The organism is Bacillus cereus group sp. Bc061, assembly GCF_027715825.1.
Classification (GTDB): domain Bacteria; phylum Bacillota; class Bacilli; order Bacillales; family Bacillaceae_G; genus Bacillus_A; species Bacillus_A paranthracis.
Map to the genome: position 1 here is coordinate 96,596 of NZ_JAQFTZ010000005.1, position 22,608 is coordinate 119,203.

A 22,608-nucleotide genomic window follows, 5' to 3' on the forward strand; every position below is an offset into this window, starting at 1 on the left:
GTGCCGAAATGTGGTGCGTATATTTTCGTGGTGGAGTTTTTTTATTCTCAAAAAGGGGGAAAGACCATGAATAACAACATGGTTCATATTACAATTGACGGAAAAAAGTATACAGCGGAGCCCGGTTCAACGATATTGGGTGTGATAAATGAGAACGGGATTGAACATCCGCAAATTTGTTACGTGCCAGAAGTAGATCCTATTCAAACATGTGACACTTGTATTGTAGAAGTTGACGGAAAGTTAATGCGCTCTTGTTCGACAGTAGCGACAGAAGGTATGAACATTGAACGTAATTCTACTCGTGCGAAAGAAGCACAAACAGAGGCGATGGATCGGTTACTAGAAAATCATTTATTATACTGTACAGTATGTGACAACAACAATGGGAACTGTAAACTGCATAATACAGCAGAATTAATGGAAATTGAACATCAAAAATATCCTTATGAACCGAAAGTAGATGTAAGTGAAGTTGATATGACGCATCCGTTTTATCGTTATGACCCGAATCAATGTATTGCATGTGGTCAATGTGTAGAGGTGTGTCAAAACTTACAAGTAAATGAAACATTATCGATAGACTGGGAAGCGGAACGCCCACGAGTGATTTGGGATGAAGGAGTAAATATTAATGATTCTTCATGCGTTAGTTGTGGTCAATGTGTAACCATTTGTCCTTGTAACGCTTTAATGGAGAAAACGATGCTCGGTGAAGCTGGATTTATGACGGGACTAAAGCCAGATATTCTTGAACCGATGGTAGATTTAATTAAAGAAGTAGAGCCTGGATATAGCGGTATTTTTGCGGTATCAGAAGTGGAAGCGGCCATGCGTGATACTCGTACGAAGAAAACGAAAACAGTATGTACATTTTGTGGTGTAGGTTGTTCATTTGAAGTGTGGACGAAAGGGCGTAAAATTCTTAAAGTACAACCTTCTTCTGATGCGCCAGTTAACGCAATTTCTACTTGTGTAAAAGGAAAATTTGGTTGGGATTTCGTAAATTCTAAAGAACGAATTACGAAACCTTTAATTCGTAAAAATGGAACGTTTGTTGAATCAACATGGGAAGAAGCGTTGAATGTAGTTGCAAGTAAATTAGGATCGATTAAAGAAGAGTACGGTAAAGATGCTATCGGTTTTATTTCTTCATCTAAAATTACGAATGAAGATAATTATGTGATTCAAAAATTAGCTCGACAAGTATTTGAAACGAATAATATTGATAACTGCTCACGTTATTGTCAATCACCAGCGACAGACGGATTATTCCGTACAATTGGTATGGGCGGAGATGCTGGAACGATTAAAGATATTGCACAATCTGGTCTTGTTATTATTGTAGGTTGTAATCCGACAGAAGGTCATCCTGTTTTAGCTACACGTATTAAACGTGCACATAAATTACACGGACAAAAATTAATTGTGGCTGATCTTCGTAAAACAGAAATGGCAGAGCGTTCAGATGTCTTTATTAGTCCAAAACAAGGAACAGATCAAGTATGGTTAATGGCTGTTACGAAATATATGATTGATCAAGGCTGGCACAATCAACGATTTATTGATGAGAATGTAAATTTCTTTGAAGATTTCAAAGAGAGCCTTACAGCATATACACTTGAATATGCAGAAGAAATGACTGGTATTTCAAAAGAAACACTGATTCAAATGGCTGAAATGATTCGTGATGCAGATGGTACATGTATCCTTTGGGGAATGGGGGTAACGCAAAATACAGGTGGATCTGATACTTCCGCTGCGATTTCAAACTTACTACTTGCAACAGGTAATTATCGTCGTCCAGGCGCTGGTGCATATCCGCTTCGAGGTCATAATAACGTACAAGGTGCTTGTGATATGGGTACTTTACCAGGATGGCTTCCTGGATATCAACACGTTACGAACGATATGGAACGTGCGAAATTTGAAATGGCTTATGGAGTGAAAATTAATAGCGAACCAGGTCTGAATAATATTGAAATGCTTCACGCGATTGACGAAGGGAAAATGAAAGCTATGTATCTTGTCGGAGAAGACATGGCTCTTGTAGACTCTAATGCGAATCATGTACATGAAGTATTATCAAGCCTTGATTTCTTCGTTGTGCAAGATGTTTTCTTATCTAAAACGGCTCAATATGCAGATGTTGTATTACCAGCAGCGCCATCTCTTGAAAAAGAAGGTACTTTTACAAATACAGAGCGTCGTGTTCAAAGACTATATCAAGTTCTTCCTACGCTTGGAGATGCGAAGCCAGACTGGTGGATTGTGCAGGAAGTTGCGAATAAATTAGGTGCAAACTGGAGTTATAGTCATCCAAGTGAAATTTTTGCTGAAATGGCAAGTTTATCACCACTATTTTCACAAGCAAACTATGAAGTATTGGAAGGATGGAATAGTTTCCATTGGGGAAGTTTTGATGGAACGAATACACCGCTTCTTTTCCAAGATGGATTTAACTTCCCGGATAAAAAAGCTCGTTTTGCGATTGCTGACTGGGTGCGCCCAGCTGAATTCCCAGCTGAGTTCGACCTTCATATTAACAATGGTCGTATGCTTGAGCACTTCCATGAAGGGAATATGACAAATAAATCAACAGGTATTCAAACGAAAGTGCCTGGCGTTTTCGTTGAAGTTTCTCCAGCACTTGCAAAAGAACGTGGAGTAAAAACTGGTTCATTAGTCCGTCTTGTCTCTCCGTTTGGAGCGTTAAAATTACGTGCACTTGTAACAGATCGTGTAAAAGCGAATGAGTTATATTTACCGATGAACTCTACAGATAATGAAACAGCAATTAATTTCTTAACAGGTCCTGCCGTTGATACGCGTACGAACACACCTGCTTATAAACAGACGAAAGTGCGTATGGAAGTGCTGGAAGTTGATGGCGAAAATCCGATGCCAAAAGCGAACCCGCGTAATAAAAAACGTCATCCTCAATCTGGTATTGAGGTACATCGTAAGTGGGCACGTCCAGGGTATGTGCATTTAACGGATAAGTAGGAGGAGAAAAATATGGCTGCACCTATAAAAATGATTCAAAAACAAGAATTAACTGAGGAAGAAATAAAACAGAAAAAATTAGACGATTTAAAAGAGCTTCTAGCTAATAATGAAGACGCTCTAAATCAAATGTTTAATATAGTAGGGGAATTGAATGATATTGGCATGCTAGAAGCAGCAAATTCTATGCTAAAGGCGAAAGAACCAATCGCAAAGATTGTTCTTGGTCAAGTGACTCGTGAGCCCGTTACAAATTTAATTAATAATATGATGGGGGCTGCGGGTGCTTTAACAGAACTTGATCCGGAGCTTACGAAAAAGCTTATAGGTAGCTTATTGGTAGGGCTAGAAGAAGGTAATGAACATCTAGAGAGTAATAAAAAGGTAGGGGTATTCGATCTTATGAAAGTATTGAAAGACCCAGACATTAACCGTGCTATCGGATTTGGGCTTCATTTCTTAAAAGGTATGGGTAAAGGGTTAAAAGACGAGTAACCTTCACGAAGTGAATCTTTTCGCCCAAATGTTTGTACGAAATAGTTTGGGCGGAAGGCTCATTTTGGTAAAATATATAATAAAGTAAAATGAGGTTTTTTGGGAGGTATAATTGTATGTCAAAAAAAGTACATGAATTTAATGATATGATTCGAAAACTTCGAAAGGAACTTTTCGGAAAAGGGCCAGAACGAATTCATACTGTTTTCGCTGAAAATATGGCGATTGCGACTCTTTACGGAAACTTAACACCTACTGAAAAATTCATTTCAAGTACGATGGACGGTGCGGAAATGGTTCATATGGCTAGAACGAAAATGATTCAAGAAGTGTATGCTGCAAATTCCCGTGAACATTTGGAGGAACTTGTTGGAGCGAAATTAGTGAACCTATTTTCAGATATGAAAGTAGAAGAAGATATTGCAGTTTCGGTATTTGTTTTTGATAAAAATATAACGTGAGAGAAGGATACTGATCGTGAAACCGATACAGGTAGAAAGAGAAATCTTTCGTTATGAACAAGGGGCGTTTAAACATATAGAGGACAGCATTGTAACAGAGTTTCCAGTCACGATTAAAATGAACGGACAGGAGTTTGTTACAATGGTTAGTACTCCAGAATATATAGAAGATATGGTAATAGGCTTCTTAGCATCTGAAGGAATCATTCGGAAGTATGAAGATATTGATGACATATGGGTACAAGAGAAAGAAGGATTTGTACATGTCACGACGGCAAAAGTAAATCCGTATTACGAACAAATGCAAAATAAACGTTATATTACTTCATGCTGTGGTATGAGTAGACAAGGATTTGTTTTTGCAAATGATGCACTAAGCGCAAAGAAAATGAATGGCGTCCATGTACAGGTTACTGCAGAAGACTGTTTTCGATTAATGAAAGAAATGCAGCAATCTGCGGAGACATTTCGTCATACAGGGGGCGTTCATAATGCATCTTTGTGCAATGTGAATGGTATTATTTTAAGTCGAATGGATATCGGAAGGCATAATGCGTTAGATAAAATTTACGGTTATTGTTTAAAAAATAATATTTCTATAAGAGATAAAATTATTGTTTTTAGCGGTCGTATTTCTTCGGAAATATTATTGAAAGTTGCAAAAATTGGTTGTGAAATTATACTGTCAAAATCAGCTCCAACTGAGTTGGCTTTACAGCTAGCTGAAGAATTAGGTATTACTACGATAGGATTTATTCGGAATGAATCCTTAAATGTATATACGCATCCGGAGCGTGTTTTAAATATAAACTAAGTAAAAGCGAGGCAATAAATATGAAATCTGTCACATTAGACAAACTACAACGTCCGTTAAAGGATTTACGTATTTCAGTTACTGATCGCTGTAATTTTCGCTGTCGATATTGTATGCCAGAAGAAATATTTGGTCCTGATTACTCGTTTTTGTCTAATGATAAAATTTTATCTTTTGATGAAATTGAAAGGATAACGCGTATTTTCGTTTCTTTAGGTGTTAGAAAATTACGGATTACAGGCGGAGAACCGTTACTTCGAAGAGGTCTTCCGCAGCTTATCGAACGCCTGAATAAAATAGATGGTGTGGAGGATATCGGTTTAACAACTAATGGGTCGTTACTTAAAAAGTTTGCTCCTGATTTATATAAGGCGGGTTTATCACGTGTGACAGTTAGTTTAGATTCCTTAGAAGAAGAGCGGTTTTTCTATTTGAATGGTAATAGAAGCAAAGTACAAAGGGTTCTGGAAGGAATACAAGCTGCAGCTGAAGTCGGTATGAAAATTAAAATAAACATGGTCGTTCAAAAGGGGAAAAACGAACAGGACATCTTGCAGATGGCGCAATACTTTAAGGAAAATAAACATATTCTTCGTTTTATTGAGTATATGGACGTTGGAAATTATAACGGTTGGGATTTAAAAGAGGTTGTCTCTAAACAAGAAATAGTAGATACGATTCATCAAGTTATGCCATTAGAACGAATAGAAGCGAATTATGCAGGAGAGGTTGCGACTCGCTATCGTTATATTGGAAGTGATGAAGAAATAGGTATTATTTCATCAGTAACAGACTCCTTCTGCTCCTCATGTACGAGAGCTCGTATTTCTGCAGAAGGAAAATTATATACTTGTTTATTCGCTTCTAAAGGAAATGACTTGAGAGACCTGCTTCGATCTGACTGCACTGACGAGGAAATAACAGATGTCGTACGGGACATATGGAACAACCGAGAAGATCGTTATTCAGATGAACGGTTAAGTAATAGTAATAAAAAAGCTATGCCTAAAATTGAAATGTCACATATCGGTGGTTAATATAAAGTTGACATAAAAGTGAAAAATGGAAGGTGTACAAGAATTGTAGATTTTCTATTTTATAGTAAAAGTGATGATTGATCTCTCTGTAAAAGATGTGCAGAGAAATTAAGCAGCATTCAAAAACCTTTATTTTGAAGAGGTTTTTTGAAGCTGCTTTTTTATTTGGAGAAAATGGAGGAATTGGTAATGTCATTTCATAAACCGGAACAAATTGCTGAGCTTGTTATTGAGGCCGGTGTTCAAAAAGTAAGTCAGACCTTGCCAGCAATGCTTATTCTCGGTTTTTTAGGAGGAGCATTTATTTCGCTCGGTTTTTTACTTAACATTCGCGTTTTAGGTAATTTACCTGAGCGCTGGGGGAGTTTAGTAAATGTTTTAGGAGGCGCGGTTTTTCCTGTTGGACTCATGCTCGTCGTATTAGCAGGAGGAGAATTAATTACCGGAAATATGATGTCAATGTCTATGGCGCTTTATGCAAAGAAAATTACATTGGTTAGTGTGCTAAATAACTGGATTTGGATTACTTTCATGAATTTTGTAGGAGCTATTTTCGTAGCGTATTGTTTCGGTCATCTTGGCGGATTAACAGAGGGGGATTATTTAAATAAAACGGTAGCGATAGCAGAAGGCAAGTTACATGAATCTTTTGGAAGAACTTTAATTTTAGCAATTGGGTGTAATTGGCTCGTTTGTTTGGCGCTTTGGCTCGCTTATGGGACGAGTGATTTTGTCGGAAAAATAATCGGAATTTGGATTCCAATAATGGCATTTGTAGTGATTGGATTTCAGCAAGTAGTAGCAAATATGTTCGTCATCTCAGCAGTCATTTTTGCAGGGCATCTGACGTGGATGGATCTTGCTAGAAATTTTGTTCCTGTTTTTATCGGGAATGTAATTGGAGGAGCTGGATTTGTTGGGTTTGCTTACTATGCTTGTTATCAAAAACAGCATTCTAATATGAAATAGAGTTCGTGAGAGGAAGGGTATGTAATGGCTGAGCGGTATTCACGACAACAGTTGTTCAAACCGATTGGGGGTAGAGGACAAGAAAAGATTCGAAATAAACATGTGTTAATTGTAGGGGCAGGCGCATTAGGAAGTGCAAGTGCTGAAAGTTTCGTACGTGCAGGCATTGGGAAGTTGACGATTATTGATCGTGATTATGTTGAATGGAGTAATTTACAAAGACAACAACTGTACTCTGAAGAAGATGCGAGAGAGAAATTTCCAAAAGCAATCGCTGCTAAAAATCGGCTAGAAAAACTTAATTCGGAAGTACAAATAGATGCTTTCGTAATGGATGCATGTGCAGAAAACTTGGAAGGACTATTAGAAAATGTTGATGTAATCATTGATGCAACAGATAATTTCGATATCCGATTTATAATAAATGATTTATCACAAAAATATAATATCCCGTGGGTATATGGTTCTTGCGTTGGCTCGTACGGTATGAGTTATACAATTATTTCGCAAGAGACACCGTGTTTACATTGTGTGCTGAAGAACGTTCCAGTTACAGGTGTGACGTGTGATACAGCTGGAATTATTAGTCCGACTGTTCAAATCGTTGCAGCATATCAAGTGGCGGAAGCACTCAAAATTTTAGTAGAAGATTTTGCAGCAATTAGAAAAACATTTTTTATGTTTGATATATGGAGTAATCAAAACCATTTTATAAAACTAGGAAAAATCAAGACAGACGATTGCCCTTCGTGCGGTTTGAATCGAACTTATCCTTATTTATCATACGAAAATCAAACGAAGGTAGCTGTTTTGTGCGGAAGAAATACAGTTCAAATTAGAACGGTAGAAAGTAGACAGTACAATTTTGATGATATAGAAAAAGTATTAAAAAAACTGGGGGAAGTAGATCGGAATCCGTATTTACTATCTTGCCAACTAGATGAGTACCGCGTCGTTATTTTTCGAGATGGTCGTGTTTTCATTCATGGTACAAATGATATTTCAAAAGCGAAACAGTTATATTATCGCGTATTCGGTTAATAGAAAGGGTTGTCAATAATGGAAAGAAGAGTGCCAATTACGGTTGAAGAAGCTGTTCGTAAAGTAATGGAATTTGCTAATGAGGGTTTAAAGGAGCTACTACCTATTGAATTAGCTTATGGACGTGTATTAGCGGAGGATTTAGTAGCTGACTATGACGTACCTTCATTCAATCGTTCCCCGTATGACGGATTTGCTATTAGAGCAGAAGATACGAATTTAGCAAGTTATGAAACGCCAATTGTATTTGAAGTAGTGGGTGAAATTGGTGCAGGATCGCTATTCGATGAGAAAGTAGGTCCGTTTCAAGCAGTTCGAATTATGACGGGAGCGCAAATTCCGAATGGATGTGATGCAGTTGTTATGCTAGAGCTGACTCGTCAATATGAGGAGGCTGGCAGTAAGTATATGGAATTGAAGCGGTCATTCAAAGCGGGCGATAATATTTCTTTTCAAGGTGAAGATGCTCGTAAAGGAGCGGTTCTTGTAAAGAAAGGAACATACATTAATCCAGGTATTTCAGCTCTTCTTGCTACATTCGGGTATAGCGAGGTGCCAGTTGCGAGAAAGCCTGTAGTTGGACTATTAGCGACTGGCAGTGAATTACTGGATGTAAACGATTCATTACAGCCAGGGAAAATCCGAAATAGTAATACGTATATGATATTGTCTCAAATCCGAAGAGCAGGCGGAAGAGTAAAATATTTTGGGAAGTTTAGCGATGATTTTCATACGTGTTTTACGGCTGTAAAAGAAGCATTAAGCCAAGTAGATATGCTCATTACAACAGGTGGTGTATCCGTAGGGGATTACGATTATTTGCCAGCTATATACGAAAAATTAGGTGCATCAGTTCTTTTTAATAAAGTTGCAATGCGGCCAGGAAGTGTAACGACTGTAGCGCAATTAAATGGAAAGTTATTATTTGGTTTATCAGGAAATCCATCTGCTTGTTACGTAGGGTTTGAATTGTTTGTAAGACCTTGTATTCGGACGTATATGTTTAGTGAAAAAGCACATGTAAAAAGAGAAAAAGCGTTATTAGGAGAAGACTTTTTAAAGCCAAATCCATTTACAAGATTTGTACGAGGAAAACTAACATATAACGAAGGGCAGTTAATCGCTTATCCGTCAGGGTTTGATAAATCTAGCTCAGTTTCTTCTCTAGCAGAGACAAATATATTTATTGTACTTCCAGGTGGTACGAGAGGGTATAAAAAAGATATGTTCGTAGATGTTCTCTTGTTGGAAGATAACGAAGGTAGTGAATGGCCTTGGACATTTTATAAAGTGAGAGGTGATTCTAATGGGACAAGTGCTATTTGAAATTGTAGATATACCGATTGTAGTTGAAGAAGTAACAAATAAGGTTGCAAGAAGAGACGCAGGTGCGATTACAACTTTTATTGGTACAGTGAGAGAATTAACAAAAGGAAGACGAACGCTACATTTAGAGTATGAAGCATATGAAACGATGGCAGTAAAACAACTTATGAGAATTGGTGAAGAAATTAGTGAAAGATGGCCGGACGCAAAAATAGCAATTACGCACCGAGTAGGACGGCTAGAAATAATGGATATTGCGGTAGTCATTGCAGTTTCATCACCGCATCGTAAAGTAGCTTATGAAGCGAATGAATACGCAATTGAACGTATAAAGCGAATCGTCCCAATATGGAAAAAAGAATTTTGGGAAGATGGGACGATGTGGATTGGCGATCAACTTGAAAATACACCATATCCAGCAGGAAAACCGAAGAAGGAAGAATGAGAAAATGATTACAATTTTACTGTTTGCAAATTTGCGTGAGGAAGTCGGGTTAGATCGATTCGTAATTTCTGAAAAACAAGAAATGACTGTGCAGCAATTAAAAGAATGGCTCAAAGCAAACTATAGTTTACAATCGCTTGATAGAGTGATGGTGGCTGTTAATGAAGAGTTTGTAACGAATGAAGAGATGATACGAGCTGGAGATATTGTCGCATTCATCCCGCCTGTTAGTGGTGGATAATAAGCGTTTCTTGAAACGATAAGAAGATGCTATATATAAATTCGAATACGAGAAGGGATGAGTTCTATGCTTACTCAAGAAAAAATAATGAATGCGTTAAAACACGTAGAGGATCCAGAATTACACAAAAGTATTGTGGAGTTAAACATGGTTAGAAATATACAAATGAATGGAACAGAGGTTAAACTTGAAGTAGTGCTAACGATTCAAGGGTGTCCGTTAAAATCAAAAATTCAACAAGATATTGAAGAATCGCTTCACGCAATTGGTGCCTCTAAAGTGGCTGTAACATTTAGTTCTATGACAAAAGAAGAACGTGCAGTCTTAACAGAGAAGTTAAAGAAAAATACTAGAACAGAAACTGGTATGCCAAGCATGCTTCGTCCTGATTCAGGAGTACAATTTCTTACTGTAACGAGCGGAAAAGGTGGAGTCGGAAAATCAACTGTAACAATTAATCTTGCAACAGCTTTAGCTCGTATGGGCAAAAAAGTGGGGATATTAGATGCAGATATATATGGTTTTAGCATTCCAGCTATGATGGAAACGAATCAAAAACCAACGATGATTGATCAAACAGCAATTCCAGTTATTAGTCACGGTGTTAAAATTATGTCTATGGGATTTTTTACAGAAGGAAATAATCCGGTTATGTGGCGCGGACCGATGTTAAATAAATGGATTCAAAATTTCCTTGCGAATACGCACTGGGGAGAATTAGATTATTTACTTCTTGATTTACCACCTGGTACAGGAGATGTTGCTATTGATGTTGCAGCAATGATTCCGCAGGCGAAAGAAATTATCGTTACAACTCCGCACAATGTAGCTTCATTCGTAGCATCTAGAGTAGGTGTAATGGCAAAACATACGAAACACGAGATTTTAGGTATTGTGGAAAACATGGCTTATTATGAAGAACAAGATGGATCGAAAAATTATCTGTTCGGCAAAGGCGGCGGCGAAATGTTGGCAGAACAATTGAAAACAGAAGTAATCGCACAAGTACCTTTTGCAAAACGTGAAGAAAATAACGGTTCATCTGTATATGATGAAGATTCTCTTGTTGGAGAAGTGTTTACAGCGTTAGCAGAAGATATTATTTATAAAGGATAGAGGAGGGATTTTTATGGTGTGTAATATCGATCATTCTATTGAAGATGTAATGAATAAACTTGAAAGTCAAAAGAGTTTTTTATCTGAAGAGATTTTTAAAGGATTAAAAAATTTTTTGCAAGGTAATCACTCACAAGAAATATTAAATGATGTCTTTCATCTTCTAAAAAAGTATGACTTAGTTAGTGAAGAAGAAAGAGAGACGAGAAATACTCAATTATTGCTGATTATAAAATAAATAAGCTTTGGCTTTTGTTTTGTAACAGGAGGGGTAAATGTAATGAATATGAAGAAGATGATTGAAACGATAGAAGCAACAAAAATGACTGATGAAGAATTATCGATTGCTCATTTTCATCAAAAGCTCGTGAAGCTATATAGTCAAAAAAATGTTGCTCATTATACGGAGTTATTAAAATATATTTTATCCTTATCCGTGCAGCTTGATTTACATTTCGTATTGAAATATTTTGGTGTGCGACCGGTTGTTGCTATAGACGAGCGTATGCAATTTCAAGAGATATTTAAATGTTTAGCTAATAAGGATGATAATGGGGAATGGTTTTTAAATTTCGTTTCTTTATATGTAGGGCTAATTGTAGTTCTTCACTTTGATGAAAAAGTGATTGAGAGAAGTTTTTTCGATGATATGGTCGTGGGTGAAGGAAATGAAGTATAAGATTTTGCTCATAACATTTTTCTATTTAATTGCTATAACTGCGATTTTAATTGGTTATATAAATATGCAAGTAATGAATTAAACTAGTTTGATAAAAAGTGTTCTTCAGTTGTTTCCATCGTTTTTTCATGTTACGATTAAGCGAATTTTTCATAGGGAGAGAAAGCGATGAAATGGATTTATTTTATTCTTATTAACGTTATAGCTTTTAGCCTTATGGGGCTTGATAAACGGAAAGCGAAGAAGAAACAGTGGAGAACGCCAGAAAGTACGTTGTTTTTATCAGCGGCAGCTGGGGGCGCAGTTGGTGCTTGGATCGGTATGTATATGTTTCATCATAAAACTCATAAAAAGAAATTTGTTTTCGGCATACCGTTACTTGTTGTAATAACGGTATGTTTATTATTCGTTGTATGAGAAATGTCGAAAGAAATGCAGATTGATTATTGGTAAAGTGAGCACGTGGGAACGTATAATGGAGAAAAAATGAGAAGAGGAGAAAAAGGAAGATGGGGAGTCAATCAGCAGAGCAAAAAAAAGGGATTATATATGCGGCTGGTGCGTATACGATGTGGGGAATACTACCAATCTATTGGAAATGGGTTGAGGAAGTCCCAGCAGATGAAATATTAGCACACCGCATCGTTTGGGCATTCGTGTTTATGTTAATCGTATTAGGTGTTACGAAGAGATTTCGTCAGTTTATTGGGGAGTTCGTGAATCTTTTTAAACGACCTAAATTATTAATGTCATTAACAATAGCTTCAGTCTTGATTAGCGGAAACTGGTTTGTCTACATATGGGCCGTTAATCATAATCATGTCATTGAAGCAAGTCTTGGCTATTATATTAATCCGCTTATTAGTATTTTACTTGGTACAGTCGTTTTAAAGGAAAAGTTAAACTTTTGGCAATACGTTGCAGTTGGCTTAGCTGGAGTAGGGGTTATCATTTTAACAGTACGTTTCGGGGCTATTCCGTGGGTTTCTTTATCACTTGCCCTTTCATTTGGATTATATGGATTAACAAAAAAAATGTTAAACTATGATGCGACAATTGGACTTACGATGGAAACGATGTTAGTAACGCCGTTTGCGATTATTTATTTAGTAATGACAGGAGTACATGGTTTCGGCTCATTTGGCTCGATCTCAATGTCATCGACATTACTATTAATAGGAGCGGGCATTGTTACAGCATTGCCACTTTTTTATTTTGCAAAAGGAGCCCAACTTATTCCGCTTTATATGGTAGGGTTTTTACAATATATTGCACCAACAATTAGTTTGATTTTAGGTGTATTCGTATTTGGTGAACATTTCACATCTACTCATATGATTGCATTTTTCTGTATATGGGTTGCATTAGTTGTATTCTCGGTAGCGAAAACAAAGTTCTTGGTGCAGAAACAACCGAAATTTATAAAAAATAAATCAGCAAAAGTATCGTAATGCGTAGTATTTTCTACGCATTTTTCTTTATACTGATACTATAGGATTTCCATTATAGCTAGTAGGGAGCTGAGAACGTGGAAACGATTTTACATAACGATCCGCTTATGGCCGCTGTAATTTCATGGTTTTTAGCACAATTAACGAAAGTAGTCTTTAAATTATTTAAAACGGGTGAATTTGATTTTGCAAAGTTTTTCGCTTCAGGTGGGATGCCAAGTTCTCATGCTTCAACTGTTACAGCACTGGCGACAGGTGTTGGCGTTGTGGAAGGTGTGGAAAGTACTTTATTTGCAATTGCTGCTATTTTTGCCATTATAGTTATGTATGACGCTTCAGGAGTAAGGCTTGCAGTAAGTAAACAGGCGAAAATATTGAATGAGTTTTTTCACGGTAGACAAACAGAATATAAGAAGTTAAATGAACTTGTCGGGCATACGCCGTATGAAGTAGTAGTTGGTGCTTTATTAGGGATTATTGTCGGAGTAGGATATTGTTTATAAGCAGAGCATCTTATATGTTCTGCTTTTCTTTGTATTCATACATATTCAGCTACTTTCTTGAATATCGTTATACGGATTTCGAAAGGGTGGGTGAGTAACTTGTTATTATATGAAAAAGTGCATGAAGAAATAGCGAGAAGAGCAACTGCACTTCAAACGATGCAACGGCAAGATGGTACGTGGCGATTTTGTTTTGAAGGAGCTCCATTAACAGATTGCCATATGATTTTTTTATTAAAATTATTAGGTAGAGATAAAGAGATAGAACCGTTTGTAAAAAGGTTAGCATCACTTCAAACAAATGAAGGAACGTGGAAATTGTATGAAGATGAAGTGGGAGGTAATTTATCAGCTACCATTCAATCTTATGCCGCCTTACTTGCTTCGCAAAAATATACAAAAGAAGATGCGAATATGAAGCGAGCGGAAAATTTCATTAAGGAACGCGGAGGCGTGGCGCGTGCTCATTTTATGACAAAGTTTTTATTAGCAATTCATGGAGAATATGAATATCCTTCACTCTTTCATGTACCAACACCAATCATGTTTCTACAGAATGATTCCCCCCTCAGTATATTTGAATTGAGTAGCTCAGCACGTATCCATTTAATTCCGATGATGGTGTGTTTAAATAAAAGATTTCGAGTAGGGAAAAAGTTATTGCCAAATTTAAATCATATTGCGGGCGGGGGCGGAGAATGGTTTCGGGAGGATCGGTCTCCTTTGTTTCAAACGTTATTAAGTGATGTAAAACAAATTATCTCGTATCCACTTTCGTTACATCATAAAGGATATGAGGAAGTCGAACGTTTCATGAAAGAGCGTATTGATGAAAATGGAACGTTATATAGTTACGCAACTGCCTCGTTTTATATGATTTATGCTTTACTTGCGTTAGGGCATTCTCTTCAATCATCAATGATTCAAAAGGCTATAGCTGGTATAACATCTTATATATGGAAGATGGAAAGAGGGAGTCACTTGCAAAACTCTCCTTCAACTGTATGGGATACGGCTTTACTCAGCTATGCGTTACAAGAGGCACAAGTTCCGAAAGATCACAAGATGATTCAACAGACAATAACATATTTATTAAAAAAACAGCATACAAAAAAAGCTGATTGGAGCGTACATGCTCCCGCACTTACTCCTGGCGGTTGGGGTTTTTCGGATGTAAATACGACAGTTCCAGATGTTGATGATACAACTGCTGTACTAAGAGTGTTGGCAAGAAGTAGAGAGAATGAAAAGGTAAATAATGCTTGGCAGAAAGGGATTGATTGGGTTAAAGGATTACAAAATAATGATGGGGGCTGGGGAGCGTTTGAAAAAGGTGTGACGAGCAAATTATTAGCAAATTTACCAATCGAAAATGCAAGTGATATGATTACAGATCCTTCCACACCAGATATTACAGGAAGAGTGTTAGAGCTTTTCGGGACATATACGCAAAATGAATTACCTGAGAAACAAAAACAAAGTGCGATAAATTGGTTAATGAATGCACAAGAGGAAAATGGATCATGGTATGGGAAATGGGGGATTTGTTATATATATGGTACGTGGGCTGTTATGACAGGTTTACGGTCACTCGGAATTCCATCTAACAATCCATCATTGAAACGAGCAGCTTTATGGCTTGAACATATACAGCATGAAGATGGTGGATGGGGAGAATCATGCCAAAGTAGTATGGAGAAAAGATTCATTACTTTACCATTTAGTACACCATCTCAAACAGCATGGGCGTTAGATGCTCTCATTTCTTACTATGATACAGAAACGCCAGCTATTCGAAAAGGCATTTCATATTTGCTTGCGAATCCTTATGTGAATGAAAAATATCCTACTGGAACAGGTTTACCTGGTGGGTTTTATATTCGTTATCATAGCTATGCCCAAATTTATCCGCTACTTACTTTGGCACATTATACAAAAAAATATAGAAAATAAACCGAGAGATATCTCTCGGTTTATTTTGTTGGGTAGTAGGTCCCTGTTGAAAAGAATAAGGTTGTGCTTTCCTTATTTTTCAGTTGACTGGCGTTTTTGACGTGCATCAGCGGCATTTGCACGTGCGTTTGCTTCTAAGTCATTGTGGTCAGCAAGTTCACGAGAGAACTCTACATCAATGCCATCAGTAGCTTTGTTTTGTTTGAAATTTTTTTTGTTCATTCGACACAATCTCCTTGCACTTTATCCCGCTTTAATGGGCAGTAAGACCCCCACCTTAAAATTTAGTGAAAGCAAAGAAGTGAGGTGGGGAATCAACTGCCCATAAAAGTCCGATTGGTGAGGGCTGATAATCAGTGGGGATGAAGAAAATCCCACTGATTAAAGTTGCACTTTATGCGACGTTGCAAAGTTAGTTTGACACAAATAGACTTTTTTATACAAAGAGGAATTGGAAAGTAAAAAGCCGAAATATACAGTATAAGTAATAGAAATGGGGGATAGGTATGGAGTTTTTAAACGGGAAAACAGCTGTTGTAACAGGAGCTGCACAGGGAATTGGAAAAGAGATTGCAAGGGTGTATGCAAAACTAGGGGCGAAAGTATTAATTAGCGATGTAAATGAAGAGAAATTACAAAAAACGACACGTGAGTTCTTGGATGAAGGATATGAAGTGAGCTTATATCGATGTGATGTGAGTAATCAAAATGAAGCAAAGTCGTTAATTGAATATGCGGTTCAAAAATTCGGAACATTACATATTTTGGTGAATAACGCTGGGATTACAAGGGATGCAATGTTACATAAAATGGAGAAGTCTGCTTGGGAACAAGTATTACAAGTGAACTTAACTGGAGTTTTTTATTGTATGCAACCAGCGCTGCTTTACATGAGACAACAAGGGTATGGACGTATTATTAATATATCTTCAATTAGTAGAGAAGGAAACATAGGTCAAGCAAACTATGCAGCTACGAAGGCAGGCGTTGTAGGTTTAACGAAAACGGCAGCGAAAGAAGTTGGAAATTTCGGTATTACGTGTAATGCGATTTGCCCAGGATTTATGGATACAGATATGACAAAAACGATACCAGATAAAGTGAAAGAAAAGATGGTCGGCGCGATTCCGGTTGGTAGAATTGGAACGCCAGAAGATATTGCGAACGCAGCTGCCTTCTTAGCATCAGAATACGCATCCTATATTACAGGAGAAGTATTAAATGTGAGCGGGGGACTGCAAGTTTAAAGACATACATAATGAAAAGAACCTGACCGGATAGGTCAGGTTCTTTCTCTTTAATTTAAGTTAAGCCAAACGCTCTTCACTTCTGTATAGTTATTTAATGCATAAGATCCCATTTCACGGCCAAGACCGGATTGTTTAAATCCTCCAAATGGAGATGCTGCATCAAAGACGTTATAACAGTTTACCCATACTGTACCAGCACGTACTTTACTTGCAACGTAGTGTGCTGTTTTAACATTTTCTGTCCACACACCAGCTGCTAAGCCGAATTGTGATTTATTTGCACGTTCAATTACTTCATCAATATCGTTAAACGGTATAGCAGAAATAACTGGACCGAAAATTTCTTCTTTTGCAATCGTCATTTCATCATTTACGTCAGCGAATACTGTAGGAGAAACGAAGTAGCCTTGATCAAATGGATTACTTCCTCCGCAAAGTACTTCAGCACCTTCTTCAATCCCTTTTTCGATGTAGCCCATTACACGTTTTTGTTGTTCTTCGGAAACGAGAGGACCGATTGTAGTTTCTGGACTTAAGCCAGCACCTTGATTTAATTTTTTAGAGTAAAGGACAAGGTCAGCCATGACATTATCATACATTTTCTTCGGAACAAATAAACGTGATCCAGCAGAGCATACTTGTCCTTGGTTAAACATAACACCAGAAAGTGCACCAGGAATCGCGCGAGATAAATCAGCATCTGGCAAGATGATATTTGGTGATTTACCGCCTAACTCAAGTGTAACACGCTTTAATGTTTCAGATGCTTGGCGCATAATTTGCTTACCGACTGGAGTAGAACCAGTAAATGCAATTTTATCAACGAGTGGATGATTAACAAGAGCTTGTCCAGCTGATTCACCGAATCCAGGAACGATATTAATAACACCTTTCGGGAATCCAGCTTCTTCAATTAATTCAGCTAAGTATAAGGCAGATAGTGGAGTTTGTTCTGCAGGTTTTAAAACGATTGTACATCCTGTAGCAAGCGCTGCTCCCATTTTCCACATTGCCATAAGAAGTGGGAAGTTCCAAGGGATAATTTGACCAACGACACCAACAGCTTCATGACGTGTATAGTTAAAGTAATCACCGGAAACAGGGATTGTTTGACCAACGATTTTCGTCGCCCAGCCAGCATAATAGCGCATATGCTCAATTGCAAGTGGTATGTCTGCTGCCATTGTTTCACGGATTGGCTTTCCGTTATCTAACGTTTCAAGCTGTGCAAGCTCTTCTTTATGTTCTTCCATTAAATCAGCTAACTTGTACATAAGCCGGCTTCGCTCAGCAGTGCTCATGCGAGACCAAGGACCTTCGTCAAAAGCTATGCGAGCTGCAACGACAGCTTTATGAATATCTTCGCGACCAGCTTCAGAAACGACGGCAAGTGTTTCGCCAGTTGCTGGGTTAGGTGTGTTAAACGTTTTACCGGAAGCGCTTTCAATGAAAGATCCATTCACATATAACTTTTTTGTACCTTGAAGAAACTTTTCTACCTTTTCATGAAGATTTACAGCTAGTTGACTCATTGTATAACCCCCTTGAAAATATAATGTAAACGCAGTACGAGACGGCGTTTATTCCGAAATCAAGGATGTGGAAACTAGATGGAAAGCCTCTAATTAAAATCATAATTAACAAATACTGAAAATTCAAATTTCATTTGTGTTACAATTGTAAAAAATATGTAATGTAAGAAAGTCTTCTATATGATTATAAAAAATCCTGCTTGTTTTTGCTTTCTAGTAGGAAAAACTAGAAGAACAATGGTACAATAATACATCGTGAGAGGAGGGAGAAAAATGAAGAATTATCATGATGATCCACGCTTTCGAATCGCCCATAGAGAAGCGTTAATTGGTCTTGGACTTGCTATTATCAATTTTATAATATGGTACGGATTTGCTTATGGGCTTGGTAGTAAAAATCCAAGTGAATATACATATGTATTTGGTTTTCCAGCATGGTTTTTTTATAGCTGTATCGTTGGATTTATCGTTATGGTTATTTTACTTAGTTTAGTTGTTCGTTTTGTATTTCAAGATATTTCACTCGATGAGGAAGAAAAAAGTGAGGAATAATAGATGAATTGGTATGTAATCATTCCAATGATAATTTCGTTTATCGTTGTATTTTTAATTGGTGTATATGCTTCAAGACGTGTACAAGCGACTGCCCATAATAAATTTTTGCAAGAATATTTTTTAGGTGGGCGTGAGCTCGGTGGTTTATTATTAGCAATGACAATGATTGCTACGTACGGTAGTGCTAGTAGCTTCATTGGTGGCCCTGGTATAGCATACAATATGGGGCTTGGATGGGTATTGTTATCTGCGATTCAAGTTGTAACAGGTTATATCGTTTTAACAGTTATCGGTAAAAAGTTTGCCATTATCGCTAGGAAGATGGAAGCCATTACTCTTATCGATTATTTAAAGGGAAGATATAATAATAAAGCAGTTGTCATACTTTCTGCGTTATGTATTATTATCTTTTTATTTTCAGCAACAGTAGCTCAGTGGGTCGGCGGTGGCCGATTAATCGAGTCGCTAACGGGTCTTTCTTATACAACAGCACTATTTTTATTTACTTTTTCTGTACTTGTGTACGTATTAATTGGTGGATTTCGTGCAGTTGCTTTATCAGATACGTTATTAGGTATCATTATGTTAGTTGGAACGACAATCATCTTAATTGCTACTGTCGTTGCCGGTGGTGGAATTGAAAAGATTATGCAGGAACTTGTTCAAATCAATCCGAATTTAATTACACCATTCGGAGCAGATGGTAGTTTAACGAAATCATATGTGACATCATTTTGGATTTTAATTGGAATTGGCGTTGTCGGTTTACCGCAAATTAGTGTGCGTGCCATGTCTTATAAAAATTCAAAAGCGATGCATCAAGCGTTAATAATTGGTACGATTGTTGTCGGTACAATTATGATTGGTATGCATTTAACAGGTGTGTTCGCACGAGTCGTACTTCCAGGTATAACGGTACCAGATAAAGTAATGCCGCTACTCGCGATGGAAGTGTTGCCACCTTGGTTAGCTGGGGTTTTCTTAGCTGCACCAATGGCAGCGATTATGTCTACAGTAAACTCGTTATTGCTACTTGTAAGTTCATCAATCATTAAAGATATATACGTAAATTACATAAATAAAGATGCGGCAGATAGTACGATTAGAAAAGGGAGTTTATGGATTACTGCTATCGTAGGACTGCTCGTTTATGCAGCAGCAATTAAACCACCTGATTTTTTAATATGGTTAAATTTATTTTCTTTCGGTGGATTAGAAGCAGCATTCATTTGGCCAATCGTATTAGGATTATATTGGAGGAAAGGAAATGCAACAGGAGCGCTTGCATCTATTTTAGTTGGGGTAAGCTCATATATGTGTATCCATCTTTTCTATCCAAATCCGTTCGGTATACATACAGTTGTCTTCCCAATTTGTTTTGCGTTTATCGCTTATATCGTTGGAAGTATGAGTGCTGTAAAGAAAACAGTATAGGTTAGTGGGAGAACGTAGTCCTTAGAGGACTGCGTTTTTTCGTATAAATTTGTTCTTTTTATTCTGTAATCCTGTGAATATTCATAAATTAATAACAATTGAGGGGATGGAGTTGAGGGTGATGAAAAAAGTATTGTTTTTAGGAGACCCGGGAATTGATGACTCTTTGGCAATTATGTATGGATTGTTACATCCTGATATTGATATTGTTGGTGTAGTAACTGGATATGGAAATGTAACGCAAGAAAAGGCGACAAGTAATGCGGCATATTTATTGCAACTGGCAGGGCGGGAAGACATACCTGTTATTAATGGTGCAAAAATCCCTTTATCTGGAGATATTACAACATACTATCCAGAAATTCATGGGGCGGAAGGTTTAGGACCAATTCGACCGCCAAAAAATCTTTCTCCAAATATAAAGCCTTTTTGTGAGTTTTTTGACATACTTGAAAAATATAAAGGAGAATTAATTATAGTTGATGCTGGTAGGTCAACGACACTTGCGACAGCATTTATTTTAGAAAAACCATTGATGAAGTATGTGAAGGAATATTATATAATGGGCGGTGCTTTTTTAATGCCTGGCAATGTGACACCAGTCGCAGAAGCGAATTTTCATGGTGATCCTATTGCGTCACAATTAGTAATGCAAAATGCCAAGAATGTGACATTGGTGCCGCTTAATGTTACATCTGAAGCTATAATTACGCCAGAGATGGTAAAGTACATTACGAAACATTCTAAAACGAGTTTTAATAAATTAATTGAACCGATTTTTACGTATTATTATAAAGCTTATAGAAAATTAAATCCGAAAATAACAGGGAGTCCAGTACATGACGTCGTTACAATGATGGTTGCGGCAAATCCCTCTATTTTGGACTATGTATACCGCCGTGTCGATGTAGATACAGTAGGGATTGCAAAAGGAGAGAGTATTGCTGATTTTCGTCCTCAACCTGATGCAAAAGCTTTAAAGAATTGGGTTCGAATTGGTTGGTCGTTACACTATAAAAAATTCCTCGAAGATTTCGTTAAAATTATGACGTAGACATAATGGGAGAATACAAGTTAAAATAATGGAGATGATTACTAAAATAATCATCTCCATTATTTTGTTTGTAAGAGATAGATAGAGAAGAGCTACACAATAGGAGAGGAATTTTACTTGAAAAAAACTATAGTATGCGCAGTGATTGTGGGTATTTTCGTTTTGCTAATATCGGGTAATTTTTTAGTGAAAAAAGTTTGGAGTTCGAATAATGATGATGCGCAGTATATCGCATCTTTTATTGAAGAACATAAAGATGAAAAAAATAGCGCGCTTCTAGTAAAAAGAAATGATAAAGTCGTTTATTCTGTAAATCCGAATGTTGTATTGCCAGTTGCTAGTACAATGAAATTAATTGTGGCGCTTGAATTTACGAAACAAGTTACGGAAGGGAAAATTGATTCGTCTAGTTTTGTTTCCATAAATGATGTGAATCGTTATTATGTACCGAATACAGATGGTGGTGCGCAAGATAGATGGCAAAGGTATTTGGAGAAGACAGGTAAGATAACTGAAGGAGCGATTTCTTTAGAAGAAGTGGCAAAAGGAATGGTTAAGTTTAGTTCGAATGCGAATGCTGAATATTTAATGGAAGTGTTAGGATTAGATAATATTAATCGGAATTTACAAAGTTTATCGCTTCCAGCACATCAGCCGCTATTTCCAATCGTTTCATCTTTATACATTCCAGGATATTTGCATAAAGAACTACACGTTCCGAAATATAAAATAGAGAAAAAGTTAAAAGAAATGTCTCAAGAGCAATATCGTCAATATGCGATGATTATTCATGAGCGCTTAAAAAAGAAGGGACCATTATTACAGAAGGAAATTCCTCTTTATTTAGAGGAACGTTACGATAAAATTTGGTCAGATCGATTGCCAGCTGCTTCTGCAAACGATTATATGGTACTGCTTCAAAAGGCAAATCATAAGGGTGGACTGACAGAAGCAGAAGAAAAAGTATGGGCTAACATCGTTGAAACAGATATGAGCGCTAAGAAATACCGTAAAACATTTAGACATGCAGGGCAAAAAAACGGCTATACGCCATGGACAGTTACAAAAGCAGTTTATGCGATGGATAAACGGGGGAACTGTACAGAAATAGTGTTTTTAGCAAATAATTTAAATGAGGACGACAGTGCAGAAATACGGAAACATTTAGCAAACTTGCATTTCCAAGTGTTGCAAAGTGATAAGTATGATGCGACTTTTATTAAATAAACTCGGTGCAGAGAGCACC

At 37.2% G+C, this 22,608-nt stretch carries 24 protein-coding genes; 22 read left to right on the forward strand and 2 right to left on the reverse strand.

All coding sequences use genetic code 11. The features are described from left to right. Positions 1–66 precede the first annotated feature (66 nt). From fdhF to PDQ40_RS18410, 17 genes are all read left to right on the forward strand, one after another. Positions 67–3,006 carry a formate dehydrogenase subunit alpha gene (fdhF, locus tag PDQ40_RS18330; RefSeq protein WP_001063650.1) on the forward strand — a complete coding sequence of 980 codons (2,940 nt, stop codon included), beginning with the start codon at positions 67–69 and terminating at the stop codon, positions 3,004–3,006. 12 nt (positions 3,007–3,018) lie between these two features. Beyond that, a complete protein-coding gene (locus PDQ40_RS18335; RefSeq protein WP_000729887.1) occupies positions 3,019–3,501 on the forward strand; it encodes a DUF1641 domain-containing protein in 483 nt (160 codons plus the stop codon). Positions 3,502–3,617: 116 nt separating this feature from the next. Then, a complete protein-coding gene (locus tag PDQ40_RS18340; protein WP_000039582.1) occupies positions 3,618–3,962 on the forward strand; it encodes a DUF2294 domain-containing protein in 345 nt (114 codons plus the stop codon). A gap of 16 nt (positions 3,963–3,978) precedes the next feature. Beyond that, positions 3,979–4,776 carry a formate dehydrogenase accessory sulfurtransferase FdhD gene (gene fdhD, locus PDQ40_RS18345; protein WP_000802675.1) on the forward strand — a complete coding sequence of 266 codons (798 nt, stop codon included), beginning with the start codon at positions 3,979–3,981 and terminating at the stop codon, positions 4,774–4,776. Between the two features lie 20 nt (positions 4,777–4,796). Beyond that, positions 4,797–5,813, forward strand: a complete 1,017-nt coding sequence (gene moaA / locus PDQ40_RS18350) for a GTP 3',8-cyclase MoaA (protein WP_061535924.1) — start codon at positions 4,797–4,799, stop codon at positions 5,811–5,813. Between the two features lie 189 nt (positions 5,814–6,002). Beyond that, the gene (locus tag PDQ40_RS18355) at positions 6,003–6,782 is read left to right on the forward strand and encodes a formate/nitrite transporter family protein (RefSeq protein ID WP_095842749.1); all 780 of its coding nucleotides are present in this window, start codon (positions 6,003–6,005) and stop codon (positions 6,780–6,782) included. A gap of 24 nt (positions 6,783–6,806) precedes the next feature. Next, on the forward strand, positions 6,807–7,823 hold the full coding sequence (locus PDQ40_RS18360; RefSeq protein ID WP_214328259.1) for a molybdopterin-synthase adenylyltransferase MoeB: 1,017 nt from the start codon (positions 6,807–6,809) through the stop codon (positions 7,821–7,823). 18 nt (positions 7,824–7,841) lie between these two features. Then, entirely contained in the window at positions 7,842–9,149 is a 1,308-nt protein-coding gene (moeA, locus tag PDQ40_RS18365; RefSeq protein WP_048557169.1) for a molybdopterin molybdotransferase MoeA, read from the forward strand. Next, positions 9,130–9,594 (forward strand): molybdopterin synthase catalytic subunit MoaE, encoded by a 465-nt coding sequence (moaE, locus tag PDQ40_RS18370; RefSeq protein WP_061131688.1) that lies wholly within the window; start codon positions 9,130–9,132, stop codon positions 9,592–9,594. Before moeA ends, moaE begins: the two co-directional genes overlap by 20 nt. A 4-nt stretch (positions 9,595–9,598) precedes the next feature. Continuing rightward, a complete protein-coding gene (gene moaD / locus PDQ40_RS18375) occupies positions 9,599–9,835 on the forward strand; it encodes a molybdopterin converting factor subunit 1 (RefSeq protein ID WP_000628477.1) in 237 nt (78 codons plus the stop codon). A 66-nt stretch (positions 9,836–9,901) separates the two neighbouring features. Further along, complete coding sequence (locus tag PDQ40_RS18380; protein WP_000957490.1) at positions 9,902–10,951, forward strand: P-loop NTPase; 1,050 nt, start codon at positions 9,902–9,904, stop codon at positions 10,949–10,951. 13 nt (positions 10,952–10,964) lie between these two features. Next, positions 10,965–11,189, forward strand: a complete 225-nt coding sequence (locus PDQ40_RS18385; RefSeq protein ID WP_000227057.1) for a hypothetical protein — start codon at positions 10,965–10,967, stop codon at positions 11,187–11,189. Between the two features lie 42 nt (positions 11,190–11,231). After that, the gene (locus tag PDQ40_RS18390; protein WP_001056285.1) at positions 11,232–11,630 is read left to right on the forward strand and encodes a hypothetical protein; all 399 of its coding nucleotides are present in this window, start codon (positions 11,232–11,234) and stop codon (positions 11,628–11,630) included. Positions 11,631–11,798: 168 nt separating this feature from the next. Continuing rightward, positions 11,799–12,047, forward strand: coding sequence for a DUF1294 domain-containing protein (locus tag PDQ40_RS18395; protein WP_000871337.1), 249 nt, complete (start codon positions 11,799–11,801; stop codon positions 12,045–12,047). Positions 12,048–12,139: 92 nt separating this feature from the next. Then, complete coding sequence (gene rarD, locus PDQ40_RS18400) at positions 12,140–13,081, forward strand: EamA family transporter RarD (protein ID WP_000535534.1); 942 nt, start codon at positions 12,140–12,142, stop codon at positions 13,079–13,081. Between the two features lie 77 nt (positions 13,082–13,158). Further along, positions 13,159–13,584 (forward strand): divergent PAP2 family protein, encoded by a 426-nt coding sequence (locus PDQ40_RS18405; protein ID WP_000447815.1) that lies wholly within the window; start codon positions 13,159–13,161, stop codon positions 13,582–13,584. A gap of 99 nt (positions 13,585–13,683) precedes the next feature. Then, a complete protein-coding gene (locus PDQ40_RS18410; protein WP_000928135.1) occupies positions 13,684–15,537 on the forward strand; it encodes a terpene cyclase/mutase family protein in 1,854 nt (617 codons plus the stop codon). Between the two features lie 72 nt (positions 15,538–15,609). On the opposite strand, the gene PDQ40_RS18415 is transcribed toward PDQ40_RS18410, so the two are convergent. Further along, positions 15,610–15,759, reverse strand: coding sequence for a YfhD family protein (locus PDQ40_RS18415; protein WP_001035808.1), 150 nt, complete (start codon positions 15,757–15,759; stop codon positions 15,610–15,612). A gap of 284 nt (positions 15,760–16,043) precedes the next feature. Between PDQ40_RS18415 and fabG the strand changes: the two genes are divergently transcribed. Next, entirely contained in the window at positions 16,044–16,784 is a 741-nt protein-coding gene (fabG, locus tag PDQ40_RS18420; protein ID WP_000395021.1) for a 3-oxoacyl-ACP reductase FabG, read from the forward strand. 50 nt (positions 16,785–16,834) lie between these two features. Here fabG and dhaS read toward each other — a convergent pair whose 3' ends face one another. Then, positions 16,835–18,319: an aldehyde dehydrogenase DhaS gene (gene dhaS, locus PDQ40_RS18425; protein ID WP_000080286.1), complete on the reverse strand. Its 1,485-nt coding sequence runs from the start codon at positions 18,317–18,319 to the stop codon at positions 16,835–16,837. A gap of 273 nt (positions 18,320–18,592) precedes the next feature. On the opposite strand from dhaS, the gene PDQ40_RS18430 reads away from it, so the two are divergent. The 4 genes from PDQ40_RS18430 (at position 18,593) to PDQ40_RS18445 (ending at position 22,589) form a co-directional block, all read left to right on the forward strand. Next, positions 18,593–18,871: a YhdT family protein gene (locus PDQ40_RS18430; protein WP_000800722.1), complete on the forward strand. Its 279-nt coding sequence runs from the start codon at positions 18,593–18,595 to the stop codon at positions 18,869–18,871. A 3-nt stretch (positions 18,872–18,874) separates the two neighbouring features. Beyond that, on the forward strand, positions 18,875–20,308 hold the full coding sequence (gene panF, locus PDQ40_RS18435) for a sodium/pantothenate symporter (protein WP_001104829.1): 1,434 nt from the start codon (positions 18,875–18,877) through the stop codon (positions 20,306–20,308). A 106-nt stretch (positions 20,309–20,414) separates the two neighbouring features. Then, positions 20,415–21,362, forward strand: coding sequence for a nucleoside hydrolase (locus tag PDQ40_RS18440; RefSeq protein WP_155005152.1), 948 nt, complete (start codon positions 20,415–20,417; stop codon positions 21,360–21,362). A 117-nt stretch (positions 21,363–21,479) separates the two neighbouring features. Further along, a complete protein-coding gene (locus tag PDQ40_RS18445) occupies positions 21,480–22,589 on the forward strand; it encodes a serine hydrolase (protein WP_000751358.1) in 1,110 nt (369 codons plus the stop codon). The last annotated feature ends 19 nt before the right edge of the window (positions 22,590–22,608 follow it).

Excerpts from the sequence above, each read along its gene's own strand:
- fdhF (WP_001063650.1), top strand. The coding sequence starts at position 67 with ATGAATAACAACATGGTTCATATTACAATTGACGGAAAAAAGTATACA.
- PDQ40_RS18335 (WP_000729887.1), top strand. The coding sequence starts at position 3,019 with ATGGCTGCACCTATAAAAATGATTCAAAAACAAGAATTAACTGAGGAA.
- PDQ40_RS18340 (WP_000039582.1), top strand. The coding sequence starts at position 3,618 with ATGTCAAAAAAAGTACATGAATTTAATGATATGATTCGAAAACTTCGA.
- moaA (WP_061535924.1), top strand. The coding sequence starts at position 4,797 with ATGAAATCTGTCACATTAGACAAACTACAACGTCCGTTAAAGGATTTA.
- PDQ40_RS18355 (WP_095842749.1), top strand. The coding sequence starts at position 6,003 with ATGTCATTTCATAAACCGGAACAAATTGCTGAGCTTGTTATTGAGGCC.
- PDQ40_RS18360 (WP_214328259.1), top strand. The coding sequence starts at position 6,807 with ATGGCTGAGCGGTATTCACGACAACAGTTGTTCAAACCGATTGGGGGT.
- moeA (WP_048557169.1), top strand. The coding sequence starts at position 7,842 with ATGGAAAGAAGAGTGCCAATTACGGTTGAAGAAGCTGTTCGTAAAGTA.
- moaE (WP_061131688.1), top strand. The coding sequence starts at position 9,130 with ATGGGACAAGTGCTATTTGAAATTGTAGATATACCGATTGTAGTTGAA.
- moaD (WP_000628477.1), top strand. The coding sequence starts at position 9,599 with ATGATTACAATTTTACTGTTTGCAAATTTGCGTGAGGAAGTCGGGTTA.
- PDQ40_RS18380 (WP_000957490.1), top strand. The coding sequence starts at position 9,902 with ATGCTTACTCAAGAAAAAATAATGAATGCGTTAAAACACGTAGAGGAT.
- PDQ40_RS18385 (WP_000227057.1), top strand. The coding sequence starts at position 10,965 with ATGGTGTGTAATATCGATCATTCTATTGAAGATGTAATGAATAAACTT.
- PDQ40_RS18390 (WP_001056285.1), top strand. The coding sequence starts at position 11,232 with ATGAATATGAAGAAGATGATTGAAACGATAGAAGCAACAAAAATGACT.
- PDQ40_RS18395 (WP_000871337.1), top strand. The coding sequence starts at position 11,799 with ATGAAATGGATTTATTTTATTCTTATTAACGTTATAGCTTTTAGCCTT.
- rarD (WP_000535534.1), top strand. The coding sequence starts at position 12,140 with ATGGGGAGTCAATCAGCAGAGCAAAAAAAAGGGATTATATATGCGGCT.
- PDQ40_RS18415 (WP_001035808.1), bottom strand. The coding sequence starts at position 15,759 with ATGAACAAAAAAAATTTCAAACAAAACAAAGCTACTGATGGCATTGAT.
- fabG (WP_000395021.1), top strand. The coding sequence starts at position 16,044 with ATGGAGTTTTTAAACGGGAAAACAGCTGTTGTAACAGGAGCTGCACAG.
- dhaS (WP_000080286.1), bottom strand. The coding sequence starts at position 18,319 with ATGAGTCAACTAGCTGTAAATCTTCATGAAAAGGTAGAAAAGTTTCTT.
- PDQ40_RS18430 (WP_000800722.1), top strand. The coding sequence starts at position 18,593 with ATGAAGAATTATCATGATGATCCACGCTTTCGAATCGCCCATAGAGAA.
- panF (WP_001104829.1), top strand. The coding sequence starts at position 18,875 with ATGAATTGGTATGTAATCATTCCAATGATAATTTCGTTTATCGTTGTA.
- PDQ40_RS18440 (WP_155005152.1), top strand. The coding sequence starts at position 20,415 with ATGGAGTTGAGGGTGATGAAAAAAGTATTGTTTTTAGGAGACCCGGGA.